The sequence below is a fragment of the Caballeronia insecticola genome (genome assembly GCF_000402035.1).
GTDB lineage: Bacteria > Pseudomonadota > Gammaproteobacteria > Burkholderiales > Burkholderiaceae > Caballeronia > Caballeronia insecticola.
Genome location: NC_021287.1, coordinates 1381968 through 1407501, shown reverse-complemented (window position 1 = coordinate 1407501; position 25534 = coordinate 1381968). Strand labels below are relative to the sequence as shown.

The following is a 25534-nucleotide window of genomic DNA, read 5'->3' as shown; positions in this document are numbered from 1 at the left end:
CGGGCGCGGAAAAGGCGAAAGGCGATCGGGAATCGGCCATACGGACAGGTGGCGCGACCCCAATACCGTTCATTCGACCTGCCGGAATGCACGAAAAATCAAGCATTTAACGGTCGATCGATGCGTCTTGTGCAACGAACGTCAGCCGGCGAAATGACGAGCACTTGTCTCGTTACGAATCGAACAACCGATGCGATTCATCGATCGTTAGCATTCTTGACGAACGCCTCGACCGAATGCGTAGGCCAACACGGCGCAAGCCAAAACGAAAAATCCCGCAAGCCGTGAAGCCTGCGGGATTTTAATGTCGATTCTGGCGGAGCGGACGGGACTCGAACCCGCGACCCCCGGCGTGACAGGCCGGTATTCTAACCAACTGAACTACCGCTCCAAAACTCGCGCGCAACGAACTGAAACCGAACTGGAAACTGGTGGGTGCTGAGAGGCTCGAACTCCCGACCTACGCCTTGTAAGGGCGCCGCTCTACCAACTGAGCTAAGCACCCGTTTCGCAGTCACTGACCGCAGCAATTTGCCGCAGCTTTGCGATTTCCTGAATTGCTTCGCGCTTCGCCGATCTGCTTCGTTACTGTTCGATACGCAATCTGCGCAACCGTTCAGTACCGGATCCAGCGAGTCCGCTAGTTTAGCGCATCCTTCAGAGCTTTGCCAGGGCGAAATTTCGGAACCTTTGCGGCCTTGATCTTGATCGCCGCGCCCGTGCGCGGATTGCGTCCCGTGCGCGCCGTGCGCTTGCCGACCGCAAACGTGCCGAAGCCGACGAGCGTTACCGTGCCGCCCTTCGTCAGCGTCGCGCGCACGCCGCCGATCACCGCGTCGAGCGCGCGGCCGGCAGCGGCCTTGGAGATATCGGCTTGCTGCGCGATATGGTCGATCAGTTCCGTCTTGTTCATTGTGATCCCCGAATCAGTAATGGCACGTTGTAATCGATAGGTCTTGCATCTAAGCGAATGGCATCTCGATTTAAGTGGATGCGGCGCCCATTAAACTTAGCCGAAAGCGGCGTGTCAACGAGGATTGAGCCTTATACGACGCGCCTTTCCGGCCAATTAGAAGACCTCCTCGAAAAGCGGCGCACATAAAGAAAAAACCCGCGGGGCATAACCCGCGGGTTTTTAGTTTTGATCACGCAACACGGTCAGCGAACCGTGCCGCGCGATGCGCTTAGTGCTTCACGACCTCACCCGAAGCCGGCGCGTCCTTCTGCGCTTCGGCCGCCACCGGCGTCGCCTTGGCTTCCTCTTCCGCAAGCGGCTCCGGCGTACGTTCCAGCGCGAGTTCCAGCACGCGATCGATCCAGCGAACCGGCACGATCTCGATGGCGTTCTTCACGTTGTCGGGAATGTCGGCCAGATCCTTCGTGTTTTCCTCGGGAATCAGCACGAGCTTGATGCCGCCGCGATGCGCCGCCAGCAGCTTCTCCTTCAACCCGCCGATCGGCAGCACTTCGCCGCGCAGCGTGATTTCGCCCGTCATCGCGACATCCGCGCGGACCGGAATACCGGTCAGCACCGACACCAGCGCCGTGGTCATTGCGATACCGGCGGACGGACCGTCCTTCGGCGTCGCGCCTTCAGGCACGTGGATGTGAATGTCCTTCTTCTCGAACGCTTCGTCCGACACACCCAGACGACGCGAACGCGACCGCACCACCGAGCGCGCAGCCTCGACCGATTCCTTCATCACGTCGCCGAGCGAACCCGTGCGGATCACGCCGCCCTTGCCGGGCATCACCGCCGCTTCGATCGTCAGCAAATCGCCGCCGACTTCCGTCCACGCGAGGCCCGTCACCTGACCGATCTGGTTTTCCTTCGCAGCCAGACCGAAGTCGTACTTGCGCACGCCGAGGAAAGTATCGAGGTTGCTGCCGTCGACCTTCACGGCGCCTTCGGCCTTCTTCAGCAGCAGCATCTTCACGACCTTGCGGCAGATCTTCGACACTTCACGCTCGAGCGAACGCACGCCCGCTTCACGCGTGTAGTAGCGAATGATGTCGCGGATGGCTTGTTCCGTGACTTCGATCTCGCCGTCCTTCAGGCCGTTGTTACGCTTCTGCTTCGGCAACAGATAACGCTGCGCGATGCTGACCTTCTCGTCTTCCGTGTAACCCGACAGACGGATGACTTCCATCCGGTCGAGCAGCGGCGGCGGAATGTTCAGCGAGTTCGACGTCGCGACGAACATCACGTCCGACAGGTCGAAGTCCACTTCGATGTAGTGGTCCGCGAACGTGTGGTTCTGTTCCGGATCGAGCACCTCGAGCAGCGCGGATGCCGGATCGCCGCGGAAATCCATGCCCATCTTGTCGACTTCGTCGAGCAGGAAGAGCGGATTGCGCACGCCGACCTTGGCGAGGCTCTGCAGGATCTTGCCGGGCATCGAGCCGATATACGTACGACGGTGACCGCGAATCTCGGACTCGTCATGCACGCCGCCCAGCGCCATGCGCACGAACTTGCGGTTCGTCGCGCGAGCGATCGACTGCCCGAGCGAGGTCTTGCCGACGCCCGGAGGCCCGACCAGGCACAGGATTGGCGCCTTCACCTTCTCGACGCGTTGTTGAACCGCGAGATACTCGAGAATGCGTTCCTTGACCTTTTCGAGCCCGAAATGATCTTCGTCGAGCACGCGCTCGGCGTTCGTGAGGTCGTTGTTGACCTTGCTCTTCTTGCGCCACGGCAGGCCGATCAGCGTGTCGATGTAGTTACGCACGACGGTCGCTTCCGCGGACATCGGCGACATCAGCTTGAGCTTCTTGAGTTCGGCGTCGGCCTTCTTCTTGGCTTCCTTCGGCATGCGCGCGGCCGTGATGCGCTTCTCGAGTTCTTCGAGATCGGCACCCTCTTCGCCTTCGCCCAATTCCTTCTGGATGGCCTTGACCTGTTCGTTCAGGTAGTACTCGCGCTGGCTCTTTTCCATTTGACGCTTCACACGCCCACGGATGCGCTTCTCGACCTGAAGGATGTCGATTTCGGCTTCGAGTTGCGCGAGCAAATGCTCCAGACGCTCGATGACCGGGAACATCTCGAGGATGTGCTGCTTCTGGTCGAGCTTGAGCGGCAAATGCGCAGCGATAGTGTCGGCAAGACGACCCGCTTCGTCGATGCCCGACAGCGACGTCAGGATCTCCGGCGGAATCTTCTTGTTGAGCTTCACGTACTGATCGAACTGCGAGACGATCGCGCGGCGCAGCGCTTCGGTTTCGGCGCTGTCGGCGTGATCGGGCTCGAGCGGCATCACGTCGCAGGAGAATTGCGTTTCCTGCTCTTCGATCGAGAGCGTCTTGGCGCGCTGCAGGCCTTCGACGAGCACTTTCACCGTGCCGTCGGGCAACTTCAGCATTTGCAGGATGTTGGCGACACATCCTACTTCGTACATGTCTTTTTCAGTCGGCTCGTCCTTCGCCGCCGTTTTCTGGGCGACGAGCATGATGTGCTTGCCGCCTTCCATCGCGGCTTCGAGGGCCTTGATCGACTTGGGCCGCCCGACGAAGAGCGGAATCACCATATGCGGGAAAACGACTACGTCGCGCAGCGGGAGCAGCGGCAGCGTAATGCGTTCCTGCGGGAGGAGTTGGGTTCCTGACATTTCATTTCCCCAGAAGTGGAATCAGTTCAGTCGTAAGTAAGGCCGTTCACTGCTATTGCAAGCCTTTATCGGAAGGGAAAAGTCGTTAGTCAAAGATCGCGTCAGTAACGTCCACAAGATAAACCGGAAAAAATAAAAGGCCGTTCACGTCGCCATGAACGGCCTTCTCGCCGAGCCACAGCCTGTTCAGTTGGAACCCGCTACCTTCGGCGCATCTTCGTAGATGAGTAGCGGTTTGCCGTCGCCGTCGATGGTGTTGTCGTCCACGATCACCTTCGAGACGCCCTTCATGGTCGGCAGTTCGTACATCACATCGAGCAACGCCTGTTCCAGAATCGAGCGCAGGCCGCGCGCGCCGGTCTTGCGGCGAATCGCCTTCTGCGCGATCGCCTGCAGCGCCGCCGGACGGATCTCGAGTTCCACGCGTTCCATTGCGAAGAGCTTGTGATACTGCTTCACGAGCGCGTTCTTCGGCTCGATCAGGATCTTCACGAGCGCCGCTTCGTCGAGCTTGCCGAGCGTGGCGACCACCGGCAGACGGCCGATCAACTCGGGAATCAGGCCGAATTTGATCAGATCTTCCGGTTCCACGTCGCGCAGCACTTCGCCCGCGTCACGGTCCTGCTTGCTCTTCACGCTCGCGCCGAAACCGATGCCGGTTTTCTCCGTGCGATCCGTAATGACTTTTTCCAGCCCGTCAAATGCACCGCCGCACACGAACAGGATGTTGGTCGTATCGACCTGAATGAAATCCTGATTCGGATGCTTGCGTCCGCCTTGCGGCGGCACCGACGCCATCGTGCCTTCAATCAGCTTGAGCAGCGCCTGCTGAACGCCCTCGCCCGACACGTCTCGCGTGATGGACGGGTTGTCCGACTTGCGGCTGATCTTGTCGATTTCGTCGATATAGACGATACCGCGCTGCGCCTTGTCGACCTCATAGTTGCAGTTCTGCAGCAGCTTCTGAATGATGTTCTCGACGTCCTCACCAACGTAACCGGCTTCGGTCAACGTGGTGGCGTCCGCGATCACGAACGGCACATTCAGCATGCGCGCAAGCGTCTGTGCGAGCAGCGTTTTGCCCGAACCGGTCGGCCCGATCAGCAAAATGTTGCTCTTGGACAGCTCGATTTCGTCTTTCTTGTCGAGATGCTTGAGCCGCTTGTAATGGTTGTACACAGCCACCGCGAGAATTTTCTTCGCGCGTTCCTGGCCGATTACGTACTGATTCAGGATATCGCTGATTTCCTGCGGGCTCGGCAGGTCGGACTTGGACAGCCCGGCCTCTTCCGCCGCGCCAGCCGCCTCGTCGCGAATGATCTCGTTGCACAAATCGATACATTCATCGCAGATGAACACCGACGGACCCGCGATGAGTTTTTTCACCTCATGCTGGCTTTTCCCGCAGAACGAGCAATACAGCAGCTTTTCGCTGCTTGAACCTTTTTTGTCCGCCATAAATGTGTAAGCCTCCGGACACTCTTGTTACATGATACGCCCTTCGATCCGGCCACGCAGATTCGTACCGCGTGGCCCGGATGAAGCGCGTTTGGCGTGGCGCCCGATGCGCGACTCGCATTTCGCCGGCATCGTCTCCGTGCGCCGGCGCGGCGCCGCTCCGGACGCCTTCAGGGACGCTTGTGCAGCACCTGGTCGACGATGCCGTAAGCCTGCGCGTCGTCGCCGGACATGAAGTTGTCGCGGTCGGTGTCGCGCGCAATGCGCTCCACCGGCTGACCCGTGTGATGCGACAGCAACTGGTTCAGGCGTTCCTTCAGATACAGGATTTCCCGCGCTTGAATCTCGATGTCGGATGCCTGACCGCGCGCACCGCCGAGCGGCTGGTGAATCATCACGCGCGCGTTCGGCAGCGCGACGCGCTTGCCCTTCGCGCCCGCTGCCAGCAGGAACGCGCCCATGCTCGCGGCGAGACCCATGCACAGCGTGGCGACATCCGGCTTCACGAACTGCATGGTGTCGTAGATCGCCATGCCGGCCGAGACCGAGCCGCCCGGGCTGTTGATGTACAGGCTGATGTCCTTGTCGGGATTCTCGCTCTCGAGGAACAGCAGCTGCGCGACGACGAGATTCGCCGACTGGTCGTTCACTTCACCGACGAGAAACACCACGCGTTCCTTCAGGAGTCGCGAGTAGATGTCATAGGCACGCTCGCCGCGGCCACTTGTCTCCACGACCATCGGAACGAGTCCGAGCGCCTGGGCTTCGAAGTCCCGCGGTGCGTTGGACGCCAACGTGTGGAGCAATTCAGCGCGAAAGGTCATGCAATTTCCTTGTTCGGAATAGGGATACTGAACGACAAAGGAACATCCGGTAGTACGGCACGCAAACGCCCAAACTTTAATGCAAAAAAGGCGTGGGAGCCGTCAGTCCGACGACTCCGCACGCCCCTTGCCGAGTACGCGTCAGGCTTGTGCCGTTGCGCTGGCCAGTTCCTCGAAGCTGACTTCCTTGTCGGTCACCTTGGCCTTGCCGAGGACGAAATCGACGACGTTGCTTTCCACGACGAACGCTTCCATCTCGGCGAGGCGCTGCTGGTTCGAATAATACCAGCGGACGACTTCCTTCGGGTCTTCGTAGCTCTTGGCGAATTCGTCCACTTCAGCGCGGATCTGCTCGGGCTTCGCCTGCAGTTCGTTTGCCTTGACGAGTTCGGCGAGCACGAGGCCCAGCTTCACGCGGCGTTCTGCCTGCTCGGCGAACATTTCGGCCGGAATCGGTGCGTCGGCGGCGTTCGGCACGCCACGTTGTTGCAGATCCTGACGCGCCATTTCGACGAGACGCTGCTGATCCTGCTCGATCAGCGCCTTCGGCACGTCGAGCTCGGAGATCTTGAGCAGCGCGTCCATGACCTGATTCTTCACGATTTGCTGCGTGCGGCGCTTGGCTTCACGTTCGAGGTTGTCCTTGATCTCGCCGCGCATCTTCGTGAGATCGCCGTCTTCGATGCCGAGCGACTTGGCGAATTCCGTGTCGATTTCCGGCAGATGCGGCCACTCGACCTTCTTCAGCGTGACGGTGAACTGAGCCGTCTTGCCTGCCACGTCGCGGCCGTGGTAGTCGTCCGGGAACTTGAGGTCGAATTCGCGCGATTCGCCGACCTTCAGGCCCGTTGCTGCCTGCTCGAACTCCGGCAGCATGCGGCCTTCGCCCAGCACGAACGCGAAGTCCTCTGCGCTGCCGCCTTCGAACGCGACGCCGTCGATCTTGCCGACGAAGTCGAGCGTCACGCGGTCGCCCTCTTTCGCTGCGATGTCCGCGCCGCCGTCACCATGCTCGCCGCCTTCGCCGCGTGCGTGGAAGTGCACGCGCTGCTTGCGCAGGATGTCCAGCGTGCGATCGACTTCCGCTTCCGAAATAGTCGTGACCGTGCGTTCGATTTCAGCGGTGGCCACGTCGCCCAGCTTCACTTCGGGATACACCTCGAAGGTGGCGTCGAACGCGTAGGTGTCGTCCGCGGCGGCTTCCGTCTTCGGCGCGAAGCTCGGCTGGCCCGCGACGCGCAGGTTTTCGGCGCGCGTCACATCGAAAAATTCACGGCCGACCTTGTCGCTCAGCACTTCGGCTTCGACCTGACCAGCGTATTGCTGCGTCACCATCTTGAGCGGCACCTTGCCCGGGCGGAAACCCGGCATGCGCACGTTCTTGGCCAACTGGCGGATGCGCGAATCCACTTCTTTCTGCACGGTGTCTTTCGGCAGGGAAATCGTCACGCGGCGTTCGAGCTTGCCGAGGTTCTCAACTACGTTAGCCATGGCTGAAATCGTCCTAAAGTGAATCGTCAATTCAGTGTTCGGTTCTTCCGCGGTTCTAAAGGCGCGGGTCCGGATGCGGGCTCTGCGTGAGCCGGCCGAAAGCAACGCCTGGCACCGAAAGCGTCTGTGCGACGCATCTCGCGGGAGTGCCGGGTAGTCGCCCGACACGGTGTCAGTCAACAGAGCCAAGCATTTTAGCAAACAAATCCGGCCGGCCCCGGCAACGAAAACGTAAACACGCTGTTTTAGCGGAATTTGCCCGCTTCCGGTGCGCAATTCGGCGTAAATCCGCGTTCTGTCCGCGCAGCCACGCGCGCACAATTCCCGCTATCCGTACGCGGCTATTTTGCAGGACGCGTCGCGCTGATAAGCTTGCCGACGCACGATTCGCGCGACGAATCCGCTTTGTGCGCAATGCATTGCCGCAACGCATGAAGCGCATGCAATAACTGCATGAAAACACCGTCGCGGCTTGCCGTCGCCTCTCCCAAACCAGAACGTTCGAGACACCATGCCAAATGCCACGCCTGCTCCCGTAGTTGTCATCGCTCCCGATTCTTTCAAGGGGTCGCTTTCGGCCGAAGGCGTGGCGAACGCCATCGCGGAAGGCATCAGGCGCGCGCGGCCGGATGCCGACATTCGCATCCGCCCGATGGCCGACGGCGGCGAAGGCACGCTCGACGCCATGCTCGCGGCCGGCGGCGAGCGCCGCATGCTGAACGTGCGCGGTGCGGCGAGCGCGCGGCGCGACGCCGCCACCGGCCTGCTCGCCGACGGCGGCGCGATCGTCGAGACGGCCGAAGTGGTCGGCATCACCGATCCGGACGGCATGGCCGTGCCCGTCACCGAGCGCAGCACGCTCGGCATGGGCGAGGCGATCCGCGCGCTGCTCGACTCCGGCGCGCGCACTTTCTACGTCGCGCTCGGAGGCAGCAGCACTAACGACGGCGGGGCGGGTCTGCTCGTCGGACTGGGTCTCAAGCTTTTCGATGCTGGCGGCAAGGAACTCCAGCCGGTCCCGTCGGCGCTTGCGCAGATCGCGCGCATCGACGTGTCGGGGCTCGATCCGCGCGTGAGGGAAGTCGAGTTCGTCGGCATGTCGGACGTCGATAATCCGCTCACCGGCGACCACGGCGCGACCGCGATCTTCGGGCCGCAAAAAGGCGTGACGCCCGAGCAGATTTCGACGATCGACGCCGCCCTCACCCATTTCGCCGATCTGCTCGAACCCGCGATGGGCGTCGTCAAACGCAACCAACCGGGAGCGGGCGCGGCGGGCGGGCTAGGCTTCGCGCTGCACATGCTGGGCGCGCGCTTCGAGACCGGCGCGGAAGTCGTCGCGCGCGAGATCGGGCTCGACGGCGCGCTCGAAGGCGCGAACTGGCTCATCACCGGCGAAGGCCGCTCGGATGTGCAGACGCTGCACGGCAAGGCGCCGTTCATCGCCTGCAAGCACGCGCGTACGGCGGGCGTTCCGGCGACGCTACTCTCGGGCGCCGTCGATTCGGCCGCCCTGCCGCGCCTGTCGGAGTTTTTCGCCGGCTGCTTCTCGCCCGCGCCGGGTCCGATCACGCTCGACACCGCAATCCGCGACGCCGCGCGTCTGCTCGCCAACGAAGCCGAGCAGCTCACGCGGCTGCGGTTCGGCTCGAACTGAGCCGGGCGGCGCGCGCACGCCGCTCAGGCAAGCGTGCGCTTCGCGCCGAATGCGAGCCGGTCGAAGCACCAGACGGCGAGCATCGTCGCGCCCATCAGCGGGAAGATCACGCCGACCAGGGCGAGACCGCCGCGCCAGACGCGCATCGGCGGACGCCTGACCGGTCGCGTCGGCGCACCGAGCGCGCGTGCGGGACGACGCTTCATCCACATGACGAAGCCGCTCACGGCCAGCGTGGCGAGCCCCAGCGAAATGACCGAGCAGACGATCTGGTTCGCGAGCCCGAAGTAACGCCCCATGTGCAGCGACGTGCCGTACGAAATCCATTTCGCGACGCGGCCATAGCCTGAATAGCCGATGTCCGACAGCACGCGGCCGCTGTATTGATCGATATGTAGCGTGCGTTCGGCGCGCGGATCGGCGGGGAAATACGACACGGTGTAGACGCCTGTCGGCGCGTTCGGCAGCGCGATGCCGTAGTCGTCCGCGACGCCGTTCCTCGACGCGAGCGCGACGATATCGTCGATTGATACGCGCGCGGCCGGCGTCGATACGTCCGCGCTGCCCGGCACGGTCGTCGCGCCCACGGCCCACGGCGTCTGCTTGAGCGGCAGGTCGTCCATTTTCATGGACATGCCGTGCATCGCGTGTTCGTCGGCGGGCTTCGCTGCTTGCTGTGCCGCACTGGGCGCGGTCGAATGGACGTGCGCCTGACCCCACGCGCCCTTCGGATAGCCGAGCGATGCCGATGTCGCGAGCGCCTTGAACTCCTTACCCCACGAACCCGACCACGGCAGCCCGGAGAGCACGAAGAAAAGCGCGCCCGCCGCGAGCCAGATGCCGCCGACGGCATGCAGATCCCGCCACCACGCGCGCCCCTCGAGCGACAGCCGCGGCAGCCATACGCCGCCCTGGCGCGCCTTCGCGCGATCGGGCCACTGATCCGGCCACCACAGCGCGATGCCCGTGCCGATCATCACGAGCGTCCAGCAGCCGGCCAGTTCCATCAGGAGTTCGCCGGTCTTGCCGAGCATCAGCCCCCGATGCAGATTGCGCACCTGCTTCATCAGCCGGTGCTCGACGGAAAGCGTGCCGAGCACCGCGCCGTCGTAGGGATTGACGTAGACGCTTTCGCTCTCGCCGGACGGCAGGCGAAACACGAATTCCGCGCTACGCGTGCGGTTCGTTTCGATCTGCGCGAGCGTCGGCACGGCGCCGCGCGGCTCGCTCGCGGCGGCCTTCGCGAGCAGGACATCGCGCGAAAGTTGCGGGCCGTGCGTGTCCGCGACGACCATCCGGTCGCGATAAAGCAGCGGTTCGATCTGCGGCTGAAAGCAATAGATGGTGCCCGTGATCGCGAGCACGAGCAGCAGCGGCATCACGAAGAGGCCCGCATAGAAATGCCAGCGCCAGAGCGTGCGGCGATGCGCGATGGCATCCGCATTCGACGCGGCGGCGGCCACGGTTGAGTTGGGTGCAAGCATGGCGATTCTCGTTGAATGTGTGCGATGCGGACGCTGCGCACCGGCTAAGCGATGGGCGCATCCACATGGAGTATTCGGCGCGCCGCAGCGGCGTCCCGAATACAGTATCGCAAGCGCGGCGGCGCTATTCCCGGTTCCGGAAATGCGTGGTCGCGATGCGCTGCGGCAAGACGAAAGACAGCTTCAGACGAGAACGGGAGGCGCGCGCGGACACGCGGCATTGAAGGACTTTGCGCAGACGGAATCGACGCTTGCATGTGTCGCCACGCGCACGACGCGTTCGATGCGCGCGACATCCGGCGCGATGCCGGCTGCCACCGGAAGATGATGCGCGAGCAGGCCGCAATAGGCGCAGGCGTCGAAATGGCTCGCGGCATCGTGATGTCCGGCAGGCGCTGCATCGTCTTGCGCAACGGCACCGTGGGCTTCGTGCGCATCGACCGTGCAGAGTGCCGCTTGCGGATCGCGCGCGGCGAGCGTCTGTCCGATGACCGGCGCGACAATGGCGAGCCACATGGCGGCGATGCCGAGCCATGCGACGAAGCGATTGCGCGCGTTGCGAGCCATGAAGGAATGTCGGGACGATAAAACGGAGGGATGAGCGGGATTGTAGGCAGCGTATCGGGATGCCGCAATCCTGCGCTGCGTATGGCGGGAATCGCGTTTCACCGAAGCGATTCACATGCCACTCTCAACGTCCGGGCGGCGACGCAAATCCGCAGACATTGCCAGACGAATCGGTTAGAATCTCCGGCTCGGCACTTTGGACTGGTGCCGGACACGGCGGATCGCCGGGCTTCGGAAATGCTGAATCGGCGGCCACGAAACCCCAAGCGATCCCGGAACATCCGCCGTGACGCGAGGATGGCGAAATTGGTAGACGCACCAGGTTTAGGTCCTGACGCCCGCAAGGGTGTGGGGGTTCGAGTCCCCCTCCTCGCACCACCCGAAACCCCTTTCCATCGGCAAAGGGGTTTTTGTTTTGATGGACGCAGAACTAGACGCTGATATCGCCCAGTTCGACCATCATCACCTCGCCCTTCGCCTGCGAACGCCCCGCGAAGTCGACGCCCGATTGCCCCATCACGCGCCTGATTTCCTCCGGCAAACGCTCGCTCGCGCGCGCGGCGGCAATCGGCCGGTCTACGTGCGACAGGAACTGCCGCACGCCCGACGGTTGCCAGAATACAAACACATTGAGCGGATAAGAAAGGCTCGCGCCGGTGCTTCGGTTCGCGGTGATATGCAGACCGACCGTCGGCGAGACGTGCATCTGGCGCGGGCACACGCGAAAGTCGAAGCCGAAATCCGTCGCCACGCTCTTCACGAGGAACGGCAGGCATTTATCGCCGAATTGCTTGTTCTCGGTTTTGCTCAGGGCCATGGCGCCTCCCGGCTTCATGCGCGGATCGCGCGCGGAAATGGATCGTCGTTCGGGGATCGTCGCTCGGACGGATTGCGGCAGTGTTGCGCGCTCGTCAGGCGCCGTCAGTGGTACGGCGCACATGCGCGGACATCGGCGTGGCGGTGTCCGCGCACCGCGTGTTGCCGCGGCCGCGCAGCGAAGCCGCGCCTGGCCGGATAAAATGGGCGCCCGACGCGTGACATCCTGGCGCCTCACGACAAAAACCGCAGCCGGCGATGCAAGCCGCCAGCCGCGCCCTTCCTTCGATCCCCCAATTCAAGTTCGTGAATTTCGACGACTACTGCCAGCAAAAGGCCGCACCCGATGGCTCCGGCACGTACTACGCGCTGCGACGCGCGCCGGCGGCGCAGCGACCGCTTTTGACCGCGCTGTTCGCGCTCCATCGCGAGCTCGAGGAGACGGCGAAGGAGACCAGCGATCCGACCATCGGCCGCACGAAACATGCGTGGTGGCAAAGCGAACTCGGCCGGCTCGACGGCGGCGAACCGACGCATCCGGTGACCAAAGCGCTGCGGGCGCACGCGCGCGAACCGGCGCATGTGCTCCTTGACGACGCAGGCCGCGCGTCGCTCGCCGCGCTCGTCGATGGCTTCGGCATGGATCTCGATCAGGCGCGCTATCTCGACTGGCCCGGCCTCCGGCGCTATCTGGAGCAGACGGGCGGCGCCTTCGCGACGGTCGTGGCCCGCATTACCGCGCGCGATCCGCAGCACGCCGCTGCCTGGGCCGCCCCGCTCGGCTCGGCACTGCTGCTTGCCGAGCGCGTGCAAAATATCGGCGACGATGCGCGGAACGGGCGCATCTACATTCCCATCGACGAGTTGCAGCGTTTCAACGTGACGGCCGCGGACATCCTCAATCGCAAATACGGCGATGCGTTCATCGCGCTCATGCGCTTTCAGGTCGATCGCGCCCGCCGCGCGCTGCAGGATGCGCTCGCCGCCATTCCGCCCGCCGAGCGCGCCGCGCAGCGCGTCCTGCGCGCGCAGGCGGCGCTGTCGTTCGCGCTGTTCGACGAGATCGAACGGGAAAATTTTCAGGTGCTGCATCAGCGCATTTCGCTCACGCCGATCCGCAAGCTGTGGATCACGTGGCGCACGCGCTAGGCGCGCAACAGCGGCAGCGGCTCGAAGCGCCCACCGAAGACCGATGCAGGATCGATGTGCCCGCACGCCGCGAGCGCGGTCGCATAGAAGCTTCTGAAGTCGATGCCTACGACAAGGCCGCCGGCGGCGTCGAGCGCATCGAGACGCGGCGGCGCACCGAACAATCCGCCGCGAACGTTGCCGCCCAGCATGAAGTGCGAAGCGGCCGCGCCATGCTCCGTTCCCCTCGCGGCGTTTTCACGCGCGGATCGTCCGAAATCCGAACGCGTCATGACGAGCGTGCGTCGCCAGTCGCCGGATGCGATCAACGTCGTGCGCAACAAGGCCAGCCCTTCGGCGAGCTGAGTCAGCAACCACGCATGCCGCTGCGCCTGATTCTCATGCGTGTCGAAGCCATGCAGCGTGAGCCGGATCACGTTCACGCTGTCCGGCGCGTCGTGCACATCGCGCGCGGCGATGCGCCTCGCAGCGGCCTCGCACGCAGCGACGAAACTTCCTGAAGCAACCACGTCCTGCATCGAGGCACGGGAGCCGTTCGCGCGTTCGAGCCATCCGTCGCGACGATATTCATCCGCGTCCGACGCCGTATCCCAGATCTGTCGTGAGCGGTAATGCGAGCGCTCGGTCGCATCGACACCGACGCCCTGCACGATCGCCAGTTCGTTCGCATGCCACACGTTCATCAACATACTTAGCGATGGATGCAGCGCCGTGTTTTCATCGAGCGGCAAGGCGCGCGACCTGGATATGGCAAGGCCCGGCCTGAGCGTTCGATAGAGCGGATCGGCAATCGGAATGACGGTGTTCAGGCTGTCGTTGCCGCCGTCGAGATCGACGATGACGAGCACGTTAGAAGCAGAAGCAGGCGACGACGAAGTCAAAGCGAACGCCTCGCCGACGCCGCCCGTGCATCCTGCGAATGCGCCGGCCATCGAAAGGAACTGACGTCGGTTCATCGCGGCTCGCCGGCGTCTATCGCTTGTAGAGATCGCGTACGGCTTCTTCGATGTGCTGTCGCAGGAGCCGCCGTTCATCGGCAGTCATCACCGTGTGGCGCGGCGGGCGCGCGGGCGGCGACTGGTCGACCTGCTGGATGGACTGCATTGCGAGCGACTTGCTGTCGTGGTCGCGACCGGGCGCGGTTGCGCTTCTGCTCACGCGCTGCTGCGCGCGAATCATGCGGCCATCGAAGCGATTGGGCGGGTTGGTGATGCTGCGATCGATTGTCGTGCTGTCGCGCGAGAAACCATTCGATTGCGCATAGGCGTGAGGTGTGCTCAGTACTGCATAGAGCGCACTGGCAAGAAGTGTCTTTCTGAAAATGCGCTCGCTGCGCACGGGTCCGCGTTGCCGCGCTCCCTTCATGTTTTTCCCTTCGTTGCTCGACAACCGGACAGCCTCATTCTTTTCGCGCGCGTCTCGCCGCGGCTTGGTCGGGCCGCACGACGTGCTGGTGTAATGGAGTATCTACCGAATGGCGGGCTTAGGTAAAGGAGTGTACGCAGCAAAGGCTGAGGTCGTGCCACAGCCTCCGTAAATTTTGTAACGAACTGTTACACTCGCTTTTGTTACAAACTCGACGTCCAGCTAATCGCGCTAAGATGCCCCTATGGAAACCAAAAACCCATCAAAAATACTGGTAGTCGACGACGACCCGCGCCTGCGCGATCTGCTCCGCCGCTATCTCGGCGAGCAGGGCTTCAACGTGTATGTCGCGGAGAATGCGCCGGCCATGAACAAGCTCTGGGTGCGCGAGCGTTTCGATCTGCTCGTGCTCGACCTGATGCTTCCTGGCGAAGACGGTCTCTCCATCTGCCGCCGTCTGCGCGGTAGCAACGACCGTACGCCGATCATCATGCTCACGGCGAAGGGCGAAGATGTCGATCGCATCGTCGGCCTTGAAATGGGCGCCGACGACTATCTGCCGAAGCCGTTCAATCCGCGCGAACTCGTCGCGCGCATTCACGCGGTGCTGCGTCGCCAGACGCCGTCCGAACTGCCGGGCGCGCCGTCCGAAACCACCGAAGTGTTCGAGTTCGGCGAGTTCGCTTTGAATCTCGCTACGCGCACGCTCACGAAGAACGGCCAGGAAATTCCGCTGACCACCGGCGAGTTTTCCGTGCTGAAGGTGTTCGCGCGTCATCCCCGTCAGCCGCTGTCGCGTGAAAAGCTCATGGAACTTGCGCGCGGCCGTGAATACGAAGTGTTCGACCGCAGCCTCGACGTGCAGATCTCGCGTCTGCGCAAGCTGATCGAGCCCGATCCCAGCAGTCCGCGTTTCATTCAGACCGTGTGGGGCCTCGGCTACGTCTTCATTCCCGACGGCGCAGCCTGATCGTTTTGAGCGAGTTTCGTCACGCTTTCTCCCCTTCACCGAGCTGAACCCGACAGACCCATGCGCATCGACAGGCGGCTACTGGCGCTCGCGTTCGGCGGCCTGTTCTGGCGAACCTTCGCGCTGATCGCGTTGCTCATCGCGGTCAGCCTGACCGCCTGGTTTCAGAGCTTTCGCGTGATCGAGCGGGAGCCGCGCGCGCAGCGCGTGGCTTTGCAGCTCGTCGCCGTCGTCAAGCTCACGCGTACTGCCCTGCTCTATTCCGATCCCGACCTGCGCCGCGCGCTGCTTCAGGATCTGGAGAGCAACGAGGGCGTGCGCGTCTATCCACGCGAAACCACCGACAAGTACAAGCTGCAACCGGACGAATCGCTCAACCGGCTGATCGAGCGCGACGTGCGCGGGCGGCTCGGCAACGAGACGATCATCGCGCAGTCGGTGAACGACATTCCCGGCGTATGGATCAGCTTCAAGATCGATGACGACGACTACTGGGTCGCGCTCGACCGCGATCAACTCGACACCGTCACCGGCCTGCAATGGGCCGGCTGGGGCGTGTTCGCGCTCGCGCTGTCGCTGTTCGGCGCGGCCTTCATCACGAGTCTCGTGAACCGGCCGTTCGCGCGCCTCGCACTCGCGGCGCGCAAGGTCGGCTCGGGACAGTCGCCCGAGCCGCTGCCCGAGCGCGGCATGGGCGTCGCGGCGGAAACGAATCGAAGCTTCAACCAGATGGTGCAGGACCTCGAGCAACTCGAAGCGGACCGCGCGCTGATGCTTGCGGGCATCTCGCACGATCTGCGCACGCCGCTCGCGCGCCTGCGTCTGGAAACGGAAATGAGTCCGTCGGACGAAGCGACCAAGCTCGCGATGATCGACGACATCGAGCAGATGGACATGATTATCGGGCGCTTCCTCGACTACGCGCGGCCGATGCAGCGCATGCCGGAAGCCGTCGATCTGTCGATGATCGCGAGCGAACTCGCCGCGCGCTTCCAGGCCGACGAAGGCGTCGTGATGCATACCGATCTCGCGTCGGGCGCGGTAATCGAAGGCGATCCGACGGATGCGCGCCGCGTGGTCGGCAACCTGCTCGAAAACGCGCGCAAGTACGGTCGCAGCGAGCACGACGACATCGCGCGCATCACGCTGCAAACGCGCGTGGCGCACGGCAAGGTTGAACTGTCGGTGATGGATGAAGGCTGCGGCATCCCCGACGATCAGGTTGCGCTCATCACCCGCCCGTTCTATCGCGTCGATACGGCGCGCACGCAGGCGAACGGCACGGGTCTCGGCATGGCCATCGTGCAACGTCTCGTCACGCGTCAGCGCGGCACGCTGCGCCTGCGCAACCGCACGCCGCTGCCGGGTTTCGAAGTGACCATCGACTTTCCGCCGCTCAAGGGCGGCGCGCGCTTCGACGGCGCGCGCGACTAGCTGCCCTTCTTGTCCCTTTCATCGCTGCATTCGGGAAAAGCTATCCGGTGGGTTAGTTAAAAACTATTGAGATCATTATTTTTATAGAGTTAAGATGAAACGGGCTAACGCCCAGCGTGCCTGGCACGACAGTGTCACGCGGGCGTTACGGCGATTCGGTAGTGTGATTCCAGTCTGATTTGCGCTTGTCCTTTCAACGATTCAACAGGAGCTACTGCATGAAGACCGTTGGCGATAAAGTCGAAGCATTCACCGTCACCGCTGCAAAGCCGGGTTTCAACCACCACGAAGAAAACGGCCAGTCCGCCTTCGAGGAAATCACCGAGCAGTCCTTTCCGGGCAAGTGGAAGATCATCTATTTCTATCCGAAGGACTTCACCTTCGTGTGCCCGACGGAGATCGTCGAGTTCGCCAAGTTGGCGCGGGACTTCGAGGATCGCGACGCCGTGCTGCTCGGCGGCAGCGTCGACAACGAGTTCGTCAAGCTGGCATGGCGCCGTGAGCACAAGGATCTGAACAAGCTGAACCACTATGCGTTCGGCGACGTGAAAGGCGAACTGATCGACCAGCTCGGCGTGCGTGACAAGGAAGCGGGCGTGGCGTTGCGTGCGACCTTCATCGTCGATCCGGACAACGTGATCCAGCATGTGTCTGTCAACAATCTCAACGTGGGCCGCAGCCCCGAGGAAGTCCTGCGCATTCTCGACGGCTTGCAAACGGACGAACTGTGCCCGTGCAATCGCGCGGTCGGCGGCTCGACGCTCTAAAGCATTCGGGTTGCCGCCAGGCCCGCCATCGGCCGGATGTGTTCGGCGCTGGCGGGCTTTTTAACGTCACAAGCGTCACAAGCGTCACAAGCGCCACAAGCGCCACATGCATCACGAAGAGGAGAACACGATGGAATTCCTGTCTGCGATCAAGGAACTCGTGCCGGACTACGCGAAGGACATCCGATTGAACGTTGACGGCACGATTGCCCGTTCGTCGCTCGAAGGCAATGACGCGGTCGGCGTCGCGCTCGCGGCGGCTTATGCGGCAAAGGCGACGAAGCTCGTCCGCATCATCCGCGGCGCCGGCGTGCTGTCGCCGGAAGAGACGAATGCGGTGCTCACGGCCTCGGCGCTGATGGGCATGAACAACGTCTGGTACCCGTATCTGGAGATGGCCGACAACGCCGACCTGAAGACGCAGCCCGCCAACTTGCGCATGAACGCGTATGCGTCGCATGGCGGCGTCGACAAGCGGCGCTTCGAGATGTATGCGCTCGCGGCGTCGATCATCGGAAAGTGTCACTTCTGCGTGAAGTCGCACTACGAAAATCTCGTGACCGAAGGCATGTCGACGACGCAATTGCGCGACGTCGGCCGCATCGCGGCGGTGATCAACGCGGTCGCGCTGACGATCGAAGCGGAAGGGAAATAGTCCGCCGGGCGGCGTCACGCGAGACCGGCGGGCGTTTCTCAGCGATCGATCGACGTCCGGCGCAGCAGCACCGCGGCCTGCGCCTCGATGCCCTCTTTGCGGCCGAGATAGCCGAGCTTCTCGTTGGTCTTGGCCTTCACGTTCACGCGGTCGATGGACAAGTCGAGATCGGCGGCGATGTTCGCGCACATCGCCTCGATGTGAGGCGCGAGCTTGGGCGCCTGCGCGATCACCGTGCTGTCCACGTTGACGATCGCGAAACCCGCGTCAGTCACGCGTTTCATTGCTTCACGCAGCAGCACGCGGCTGTCGGCGCCGGCGAATTCGGTCGCCGTGTCGGGAAAATGCCGGCCGATGTCGCCGAGCGATGCCGCGCCGAACAGCGCGTCGGTGATCGCGTGCAGCAGCACGTCGGCGTCCGAGTGGCCGAGCAGGCCGCGTTCGTAGGGAATCGTCACCCCGCCGATGATGAGCGGGCGGCCCTCGACGAGCTGGTGGACGTCGTACCCTTGTCCGATTCTGAAATCCATCGATGCAAACCTTGGTTGAGTCTGGGTTGAGAGTCAGGCGTGGGCGGAAAGCATCGCGCCCGCAAGCGCGAAATCTTCCGGATACGTCACCTTGAAGTTGCGCAGGCTGCCCTGAACTAGCTTCGGCGAATGCCCGAGCCATTCGATGGCGCTGGCTTCGTCGGTCAGGTCGTGGCCGTCGTGGCGCGCACGCTCGATCGCCTCGCGCAGCATGCCGAGCCGGAACATCTGCGGCGTCTGCGCCTGCCACAGGCCGTCGCGCGATTCCGTGCGGGCGATGCGGGTTTCCTCGCCGCCCGCAGGCGCCGCCACATCGGGCATGGCCTGCGCCACGCGTTTGAGCGTATCCGCGACCGGCAGCGCGAGAATGCCGCCGACCGGATCATCGCGCAATTCCGCGACGAGCTTGCGGATCAGCTCCGGCGTGATGCCGGGCCGCGCGGCATCGTGCACGAGCACCCAGTCGTCGGCGCGCGCGCCGAAACGTGCGAGCGCGAGCAGCCCGTTGTAGACCGACGCCTGCCGCGACGCGCCGCCGCAGCGCTCCACCGCGAAACGCAGCCCGGCGAAGCGGCGCGCGTCGAAATGATGGTCGTCCGGTGCGAGCACGACCAGGGTCTGCGAGAATTCGGAACAGGCGTCGAACGCTGCGAGCGTGTATGCAAGCATCGGTCGGCCCGCGACAGTCTGGTATTGCTTCGGCATCGGCGCACCGGAACGGCTGCCGGTCCCGGCGCAGGGAATCAGTGAAAACAGGCGGGAAGTCACGGGCGAATGGCGTCGGCCAAGTCAAAGTTGAAGCCCGGATTTTATAATAGGTCCTTCGCGACCACGTCCGCCGCACGTCAGTTCGTATTTTCGACTGGCGCGCCGGACGGCTCCATGCACACCTTATGCCCTCCAAAGCCGTCAACGCGCAGTCCAGTTCTCCCCTAGCGTTCGTCAAGCCAGGTCAGCGTTTCGCCTTCGACGGCGCGACCGGTTCGTCGGATTCGCTCGCCATCGCGCGCTATCACGCGGCACATCGCGAGAGCGTGCCGCTCCTGACGGTCGTGACCGCGAGCGCGGTCGACGCACAGCGTCTCGCCGCCGAAATCCCGTTTTTCGCGCCGGACGCCCGCGTGCGCCTGCTGCCCGACTGGGAAACGCTGCCCTACGACACGTTCTCGCCGCATCAGGATCTCGTGTCCGAGCGGCTGGCGACGCTGCACGATCTCGGCGAAGGACGCTGCGACATCCTGATCGTCCCCGCGACGACCGCGCTCTATCGCATGCCGCCGGCGTCGTTTCTCGCGGCCTACACGTTCTCGTTCACGCAGGGCGAGCGTCTGGACGAAGCCAAGCTCAAGGCGCAACTGACGCTCGCGGGCTACGAGCACGTGAGCCAGGTCGTTCGTCCGGGCGAATACTGCGTGCGGGGCTCGCTCATCGACCTGTATCCGATGGGCTCGGCGCTGCCGTACCGGCTCGACCTGTTCGACGATCAGGTGGATTCGATCCGCGCCTTCGATCCCGACACGCAGCGCAGCCTCTACCCCGTGCGCGACGTGCGCCTCTTGCCCGGACGCGAGTTTCCGTTCGACGAAGCCGCGCGCACCGCGTTTCGCAGCCGCTGGCGCGAAGTGTTCGAGGGCGATCCGAGCCGCTCGCAGATCTACAAGGACATCGGCAACGGCGTGCCGTCGGCGGGCATCGAATATTATCTGCCGCTGTTTTTCGAAGAGACGGCAACGCTGTTCCACTACTTGCCGGAAGGTTCGCAGCTTGCGTTCGTCGGCGATCTCGATACGGCCATCAAACGCTTCACGAACGACACGAAGCAGCGCTTCAACTTTCTCGGGCACGACCGCGAGCGGCCGCTGCTCGAACCGCGCCGCCTCTTTCTCACCGACGACGATTTCTTCACCTTCGCCAAGCCCTTCGCGCAGCTGAAATTCCCGGCCGTGCCCGAAGGCGGCTGGGCCGTGCCGCTGCCGGGCCTCGCGCTCGACCGCCATGCCGACGAGCCGCTGCTCGCGCTGCGCCATTATCTGGAGCAGACGGACAACCGCGTGATGCTCGTCGCGGAATCGGCCGGGCGGCGCGAGACGATCCAGCAATTGCTCGCGGATAACGGCCTGCGCGGCGAATCGCGCGACACGTTCCACGAATGGCTCACGAGCGAGGCCAAGTTCACGCTCGGCATCGCGCCGCTCGCCAACGGCTTCGCGCTGCCGGCGGAGAAGCTCGCGATCATCACCGAGACGGAGCTTTACGGGCCGCTCGCGCGCCGCGCCGGACGCCGTCGCCAGGAACAGGCGAGCAATGTCGATTCGATGGTGCGCGATCTCGCCGAGTTGAAGATCGGCGATCCGGTCGTGCATGCGCAACATGGCATCGGCCGCTATATGGGCCTCGTGTCGATGGATCTCGGCGAAGGCGAAACCGAATTCCTGCATCTCGAGTATCAGAACGACGCCAAGCTCTACGTGCCGGTCGCGCAATTGCACGTGATCTCGCGCTATAGCGGCGCGGACCCGGAAAGCGCGCCCTTGCATTCGCTCGGCTCCGGTCAGTGGGAAAAGGCGAAGCGCAAGGCGGCGCAGCAAATCCGCGATACGGCCGCCGAACTGCTCAACCTCTACGCGCGCCGCGCCGCGCGCGAAGGCTACGCGTTCAAGCTTGAGCCGCGCGACTACACCAAGTTCGCGGAAAGCTTCGGCTTCGAGGAGACGCCCGATCAGGCGGCAGCGATCGCAGCCGTCATCGGCGACATGACGAGCGGCAAGCCGATGGACCGGCTCGTGTGCGGCGACGTCGGCTTCGGCAAGACCGAGGTCGCGTTGCGTGCGGCGTTCATCGCGGTGATGGCGGGCAAGCAGGTCGCGATTCTCTCGCCCACTACGCTGCTCGCCGAGCAGCACACGCAGACCTTCACCGACCGCTTCGCCGACTGGCCCGTGCGCATCGCGGAACTGTCGCGCTTCAAGAGCACGAAGGAAGTGTCGCAGTCGGTGCAGCAGATCAACGAAGGCAGCGTGGATATCGTCATCGGCACGCACAAGCTGTTGTCGAGCGATGTCAAGTTCAAGCGGCTCGGGCTTGTGATCATCGACGAGGAACACCGTTTCGGCGTGCGTCAGAAGGAAGCGCTGAAGGCCCTGCGCGCCGAAGTCGACGTGCTCACGCTCACCGCAACGCCGATTCCGCGCACGCTCGGCATGGCGCTCGAAGGCCTGCGCGATTTCTCGGTGATCGCAACCGCGCCGCAGAAGCGCCTCGCCATCAAGACCTTCGTGCGGCGCGAGGAAGACGGCGTGATTCGCGAAGCGATGCTGCGCGAACTCAAACGCGGCGGGCAGGTGTACTTCCTGCACAACGAAGTCGAAACCATCGAGAACCGCCGTACCATGCTGGAGGCGCTCGTGCCCGAGGCGCGCATCGCGGTCGCGCACGGCCAGATGCACGAACGCGAACTCGAACGCGTGATGCGCGATTTCGTCGGCCAGCGCGCGAACGTGCTGCTGTGTACGACGATCATCGAGACCGGCATCGACGTGCCGAGTGCGAACACCATCCTTATGCATCGCGCGGACAAATTCGGCCTCGCGCAGTTGCACCAGTTGCGCGGGCGCGTCGGGCGCTCGCATCACCAGGCGTATGCGTATCTGCTCGTGCACGATCCGCAGGCGCTGACGAAGCAGGCGCAGCGCCGGCTGGAAGCGATCCAGCAGATGGAAGAACTCGGCTCGGGCTTCTATCTCGCGATGCACGACCTCGAAATTCGCGGCACCGGCGAAGTGCTCGGCGACAAACAATCCGGCGAAATCCACGAGATCGGCTTCCAGCTCTACACCGACATGCTGAACGACGCCGTGCGCGCGCTCAAGGAAGGCCGTGAGCCGGACCTCAACGCGCCGCTCGCGGCGACGACCGAGATCAACCTGCACGCGCCCGCGATCCTGCCCGCCGATTACTGCGGCGACGTGCAGGAGCGTCTGTCGCTCTACAAACGTCTCGCGAACTGCGAATCGAGCGATGCGATCGACGGCATTCTGGAAGAGCTCGTCGACCGCTTCGGCAAGCTGCCGCCGCAGGCGCATGCGCTCGTCGAGACGCATCGGCTGCGGCTCGCCGCGAAACCGCTCGGCATCTCGAAGATCGACGCCGCCGAACAATCCATCTCGCTGCAGTTCGTGCCGAATCCGCCTGTCGATGGCATGAAGATCATCGAGATGGTTCAGAAGCACAAGCACATCAAGCTGGCGGGACAGGACAAGCTGCGCATCGAGACGCGCAGCCCCGATCTCGCGGTGCGCATCTCGACGGTCAAGGAGACGCTGCGCGCGCTCGGCGGACCGGTGCGGCAACCGGTTGCGGCGGTGCGCTAAGGCGTTCAGGCGGCATCCGCGTGTTTTTGGCTCCCGCTGGGCAGTCGTTATTTCGGCTATGATCGAACTCTGTCCGCAGGAGTCAAAACATGTCACAGATCGCTGATAAGGCGCATCTCGAAGCCTCATCTTCCTCGTCCAGCAGTTCGTCGCCGGCCTCGCTGCCATGGATCGAAAAACTCGTTTCTTTCGATACCGTCAGCCGCAATCCGAACCTCGGGCTCATCGAAACCGTGCGCGACGAATTGCGCCACGCAGGCGTGAACGCCACCATCACCACGGATCCGCGCGGCCAATGGGCGAATCTTTTCGCAACCGTGCCGGCGCATGACGGCGAGACCAACGGCGGCATCGTGCTGTCGGGTCATACGGATGTCGTGCCGGTCGACGGTCAGGACTGGCACAGCGATCCCTTCAAACCCGAAGTGCGCAACGGCCTGCTGTACGGCCGCGGCACGTGCGACATGAAGGGGTTTATCGGCGCGGCGCTCGCGTTGCTGCCGCAGATGCAGGCGACGAAGCTCGCGAAACCCATCCACTTCGCGCTTTCATACGACGAAGAAGTCGGCTGCGCCGGCGCGCCGCTGATGATCGCCGACCTGCAAAAGCGCGGCGTGCGGCCGGACGGCTGCATCGTCGGCGAGCCGACCTCGATGCGCCCGGTCATCGCGCACAAGGGCATCAACACGTATCGCTGCTGCGTGCGCGGGTTCGCCGCCCATTCGTCGCTGACGCCCAAAGGCCTGAACGCAATCGAATACGCGGCGCGGCTCATCTGCCATATTCGCGATCTCGTCGATGAATTCCGCGCCAACGGACCGTTCGACGAACTCTACGACGTGCCCTTCACCACCGGCCAGACGAGCACGATCAAAGGCGGCAACGCGATCAACACCGTGCCCGCCGAATGCACCTTCGACTTCGAATTCCGCAATCTGCCGACGATCGACCCCGCACAGATCTTCGGGCGCATCGAAGCCTACGCGCGGGACACGTTGCTGCCGAAGATGCTGAAAGAGCATGGCAACGCCGCCATCGAGTTCACGAAGCTCGCGTCCGCGCCCGGGCTGGATGCGACCGAGCAGGCCGCCATCACGCAACTCGTGCGCGCGCTCACGGAAAATCAGGACAAGCGCAAGGTCGCCTACGGCACCGAAGCCGGCCTGTTCGCCAATGCGGGCGTGCCGAGCATCGTCTGCGGGCCGGGCAATATCGAGCAGGCGCACAAGGCGAACGAGTACGTGTCGCTCGAACAGCTCGTGCAATGCGAGGCGTTCCTCGGCAAGTTCATCCACAGCATGTCCGTCGACGCGCAAGCCCGCTGACCTTCAACGCACGCGAAGCCATGTCCACCGCCACGCATTCCGATAACACCATCGACGGCACGCCGATCCCGACGCTCGACGACATCGCCGAGCAGCACATGGCCCTCACGCCCTGGGTCGCGCGCACGCCGACGTTCGAGCGCCACGATTTTCCGACGCTCGAAGGCACGCCCATCACGTTCAAGTTTGAGCTGCTTCAGGCGAGCGGCACGTTCAAGGCGCGCGGCGCGTTCTCGAACATCCTCGCACTCTCCGACAGCGAACGCTCGGCGGGTGTCACGTGCGTGTCGGCGGGCAATCATGCAGTGGCGGTCGCGTACGCGGCGCAGCGCATGGAAGTGGGCGCGAAGGTGGTGATCATCCGCAGCGCGAGCCCGGCGCGGGTCGCGCTGTGCCGGCGCTTCGGCGCGGAAGTCGTGTTCGCGGAAAACGTCGCGGAAGCCTTCGATGTCGTGCGGCGCGTCGAGGCGGAGGAAGGACGCGTGTTTATCCATCCGTTCAACGGCTATCGCACGGTGCTCGGCACGGCCACGCTCGGCTACGAGTGGACCTCGCAGGCGCCCGATCTCGACGCGGTGATTCTGCCGATCGGCGGCGGCGGGCTGGCCGCAGGCGTGTCGACAGCCATGCGGCTCGCGAATCCGTCGCTGCACGTGTACGGCGTGGAACCGGAAGGCTCGGACGCGATGAGCCGCAGCTTCGCCGCGAATCACACCATCAAGATGGGCGCGATGCACGGCATTGCCGACTCGCTGATGGCGCCGCATACCGAGCAGTACAGTTATGAACTGTGTCGCCGGCATATCGATGAGATCGTCACCGTATCGGACGATGCGTTGCGTCACGGCATGCTGCAGCTATTCAGCGAACTGAAGCTCGCGGTCGAACCGGCGTGCGCCGCCGCCACCGCCGCCCTGCTCGGCCCGCTGCGCGAGCGTCTGCAGGGCAAGCGCGTGGGCGTCTTGTTGTGCGGCACCAATACCGATCCCGCCACGTTCGCGCGTCATCTTTCCGCGGTCTGACGCGTACCGGTCAAGCAGCGCCGCGTTTTCAAACGCGGCGCG

The 25534-nt window shown here is 63.6% G+C and carries 21 protein-coding genes and 3 tRNA genes; 10 read left to right on the top strand and 14 right to left on the bottom strand.

The window, feature by feature from the left end:
- Positions 1-314: 314 nt before the first annotated feature.
- The 7 genes from BRPE64_RS06555 to tig all read right to left on the bottom strand — a co-directional run bounded on the left by BRPE64_RS06555 (position 315) and on the right by tig (position 7381).
- Positions 315-391 (bottom strand) — tRNA-Asp (locus tag BRPE64_RS06555).
- 38 nt (positions 392-429) lie between these two features.
- Positions 430-505 (bottom strand) — tRNA-Val (locus BRPE64_RS06550).
- 135 nt (positions 506-640) lie between these two features.
- A complete protein-coding gene (locus tag BRPE64_RS06545) occupies positions 641-913 on the bottom strand; it encodes an HU family DNA-binding protein (RefSeq protein WP_016345272.1) in 273 nt (90 codons plus the stop codon).
- 271 nt (positions 914-1184) lie between these two features.
- Positions 1185-3608 (bottom strand): endopeptidase La, encoded by a 2424-nt coding sequence (gene lon / locus BRPE64_RS06540; RefSeq protein WP_044041314.1) that lies wholly within the window; start codon positions 3606-3608, stop codon positions 1185-1187.
- Positions 3609-3794: 186 nt separating this feature from the next.
- Positions 3795-5066, bottom strand: coding sequence for an ATP-dependent Clp protease ATP-binding subunit ClpX (gene clpX / locus BRPE64_RS06535; protein ID WP_016345270.1), 1272 nt, complete (start codon positions 5064-5066; stop codon positions 3795-3797).
- Positions 5067-5236: 170 nt separating this feature from the next.
- Positions 5237-5890, bottom strand: coding sequence for an ATP-dependent Clp endopeptidase proteolytic subunit ClpP (gene clpP / locus BRPE64_RS06530; RefSeq protein WP_016345269.1), 654 nt, complete (start codon positions 5888-5890; stop codon positions 5237-5239).
- A gap of 141 nt (positions 5891-6031) precedes the next feature.
- On the bottom strand, positions 6032-7381 hold the full coding sequence (gene tig / locus BRPE64_RS06525) for a trigger factor (RefSeq protein WP_016345268.1): 1350 nt from the start codon (positions 7379-7381) through the stop codon (positions 6032-6034).
- 511 nt (positions 7382-7892) lie between these two features.
- Between tig and BRPE64_RS06520 the strand changes: the two genes are divergently transcribed.
- Positions 7893-9038, top strand: coding sequence for a glycerate kinase (locus BRPE64_RS06520; protein ID WP_044041313.1), 1146 nt, complete (start codon positions 7893-7895; stop codon positions 9036-9038).
- Positions 9039-9061: 23 nt separating this feature from the next.
- On the opposite strand, the gene BRPE64_RS06515 is transcribed toward BRPE64_RS06520, so the two are convergent.
- Positions 9062-10522, bottom strand: a complete 1461-nt coding sequence (locus BRPE64_RS06515) for a PepSY-associated TM helix domain-containing protein (protein ID WP_044041312.1) — start codon at positions 10520-10522, stop codon at positions 9062-9064.
- A gap of 183 nt (positions 10523-10705) precedes the next feature.
- Positions 10706-11089 (bottom strand): DUF2946 domain-containing protein, encoded by a 384-nt coding sequence (locus BRPE64_RS06510; RefSeq protein ID WP_016345263.1) that lies wholly within the window; start codon positions 11087-11089, stop codon positions 10706-10708.
- A gap of 291 nt (positions 11090-11380) precedes the next feature.
- Here BRPE64_RS06510 and BRPE64_RS06505 point away from each other — a divergent pair.
- Positions 11381-11467, top strand: a tRNA-Leu gene (locus BRPE64_RS06505).
- 52 nt (positions 11468-11519) lie between these two features.
- Here BRPE64_RS06505 and BRPE64_RS06500 read toward each other — a convergent pair.
- Positions 11520-11906 carry a DUF5594 family protein gene (locus tag BRPE64_RS06500; protein ID WP_016345262.1) on the bottom strand — a complete coding sequence of 129 codons (387 nt, stop codon included), beginning with the start codon at positions 11904-11906 and terminating at the stop codon, positions 11520-11522.
- Between the two features lie 257 nt (positions 11907-12163).
- Between BRPE64_RS06500 and BRPE64_RS06495 the strand changes: the two genes are divergently transcribed.
- Positions 12164-13054 carry a squalene/phytoene synthase family protein gene (locus tag BRPE64_RS06495; protein ID WP_173405436.1) on the top strand — a complete coding sequence of 297 codons (891 nt, stop codon included), beginning with the start codon at positions 12164-12166 and terminating at the stop codon, positions 13052-13054.
- On the opposite strand, the gene BRPE64_RS06490 is transcribed toward BRPE64_RS06495, so the two are convergent.
- Entirely contained in the window at positions 13051-14010 is a 960-nt protein-coding gene (locus tag BRPE64_RS06490; protein ID WP_016345259.1) for a DUF1501 domain-containing protein, read from the bottom strand. The two genes, BRPE64_RS06495 and BRPE64_RS06490, sit on opposite strands and share 4 nt — an antisense overlap.
- Before the next feature lie 16 nt (positions 14011-14026).
- Complete coding sequence (locus BRPE64_RS06485) at positions 14027-14419, bottom strand: hypothetical protein (RefSeq protein ID WP_144063328.1); 393 nt, start codon at positions 14417-14419, stop codon at positions 14027-14029.
- A gap of 244 nt (positions 14420-14663) precedes the next feature.
- On the opposite strand from BRPE64_RS06485, the gene ompR reads away from it, so the two are divergent.
- From ompR to BRPE64_RS06465, 4 genes are all read left to right on the top strand, one after another.
- The gene (gene ompR, locus BRPE64_RS06480; protein ID WP_016345257.1) at positions 14664-15389 is read left to right on the top strand and encodes an osmolarity response regulator transcription factor OmpR; all 726 of its coding nucleotides are present in this window, start codon (positions 14664-14666) and stop codon (positions 15387-15389) included.
- 60 nt (positions 15390-15449) lie between these two features.
- Positions 15450-16823: an ATP-binding protein gene (locus BRPE64_RS06475; protein ID WP_016345256.1), complete on the top strand. Its 1374-nt coding sequence runs from the start codon at positions 15450-15452 to the stop codon at positions 16821-16823.
- A 218-nt stretch (positions 16824-17041) separates the two neighbouring features.
- Entirely contained in the window at positions 17042-17590 is a 549-nt protein-coding gene (locus BRPE64_RS06470; protein ID WP_016345255.1) for a peroxiredoxin, read from the top strand.
- A gap of 130 nt (positions 17591-17720) precedes the next feature.
- Complete coding sequence (locus BRPE64_RS06465; RefSeq protein WP_044042024.1) at positions 17721-18245, top strand: carboxymuconolactone decarboxylase family protein; 525 nt, start codon at positions 17721-17723, stop codon at positions 18243-18245.
- Between the two features lie 38 nt (positions 18246-18283).
- Here BRPE64_RS06465 and ispF read toward each other — a convergent pair whose 3' ends face one another.
- Both ispF and ispD read right to left on the bottom strand, forming a co-directional pair.
- Complete coding sequence (gene ispF, locus BRPE64_RS06460) at positions 18284-18775, bottom strand: 2-C-methyl-D-erythritol 2,4-cyclodiphosphate synthase (RefSeq protein ID WP_016345253.1); 492 nt, start codon at positions 18773-18775, stop codon at positions 18284-18286.
- Positions 18776-18808: 33 nt separating this feature from the next.
- Positions 18809-19543, bottom strand: coding sequence for a 2-C-methyl-D-erythritol 4-phosphate cytidylyltransferase (ispD, locus tag BRPE64_RS06455; protein ID WP_044041311.1), 735 nt, complete (start codon positions 19541-19543; stop codon positions 18809-18811).
- 125 nt (positions 19544-19668) lie between these two features.
- Between ispD and mfd the strand changes: the two genes are divergently transcribed.
- The 3 genes from mfd to BRPE64_RS06440 all read left to right on the top strand — a co-directional run bounded on the left by mfd (position 19669) and on the right by BRPE64_RS06440 (position 25492).
- A complete protein-coding gene (mfd, locus tag BRPE64_RS06450) occupies positions 19669-23145 on the top strand; it encodes a transcription-repair coupling factor (RefSeq protein ID WP_016345251.1) in 3477 nt (1158 codons plus the stop codon).
- 89 nt (positions 23146-23234) lie between these two features.
- Entirely contained in the window at positions 23235-24470 is a 1236-nt protein-coding gene (gene argE, locus BRPE64_RS06445) for an acetylornithine deacetylase (protein ID WP_016345250.1), read from the top strand.
- 20 nt (positions 24471-24490) lie between these two features.
- Positions 24491-25492, top strand: a complete 1002-nt coding sequence (locus BRPE64_RS06440; RefSeq protein ID WP_016345249.1) for a threonine/serine dehydratase — start codon at positions 24491-24493, stop codon at positions 25490-25492.
- Positions 25493-25534: the final 42 nt, after the last annotated feature.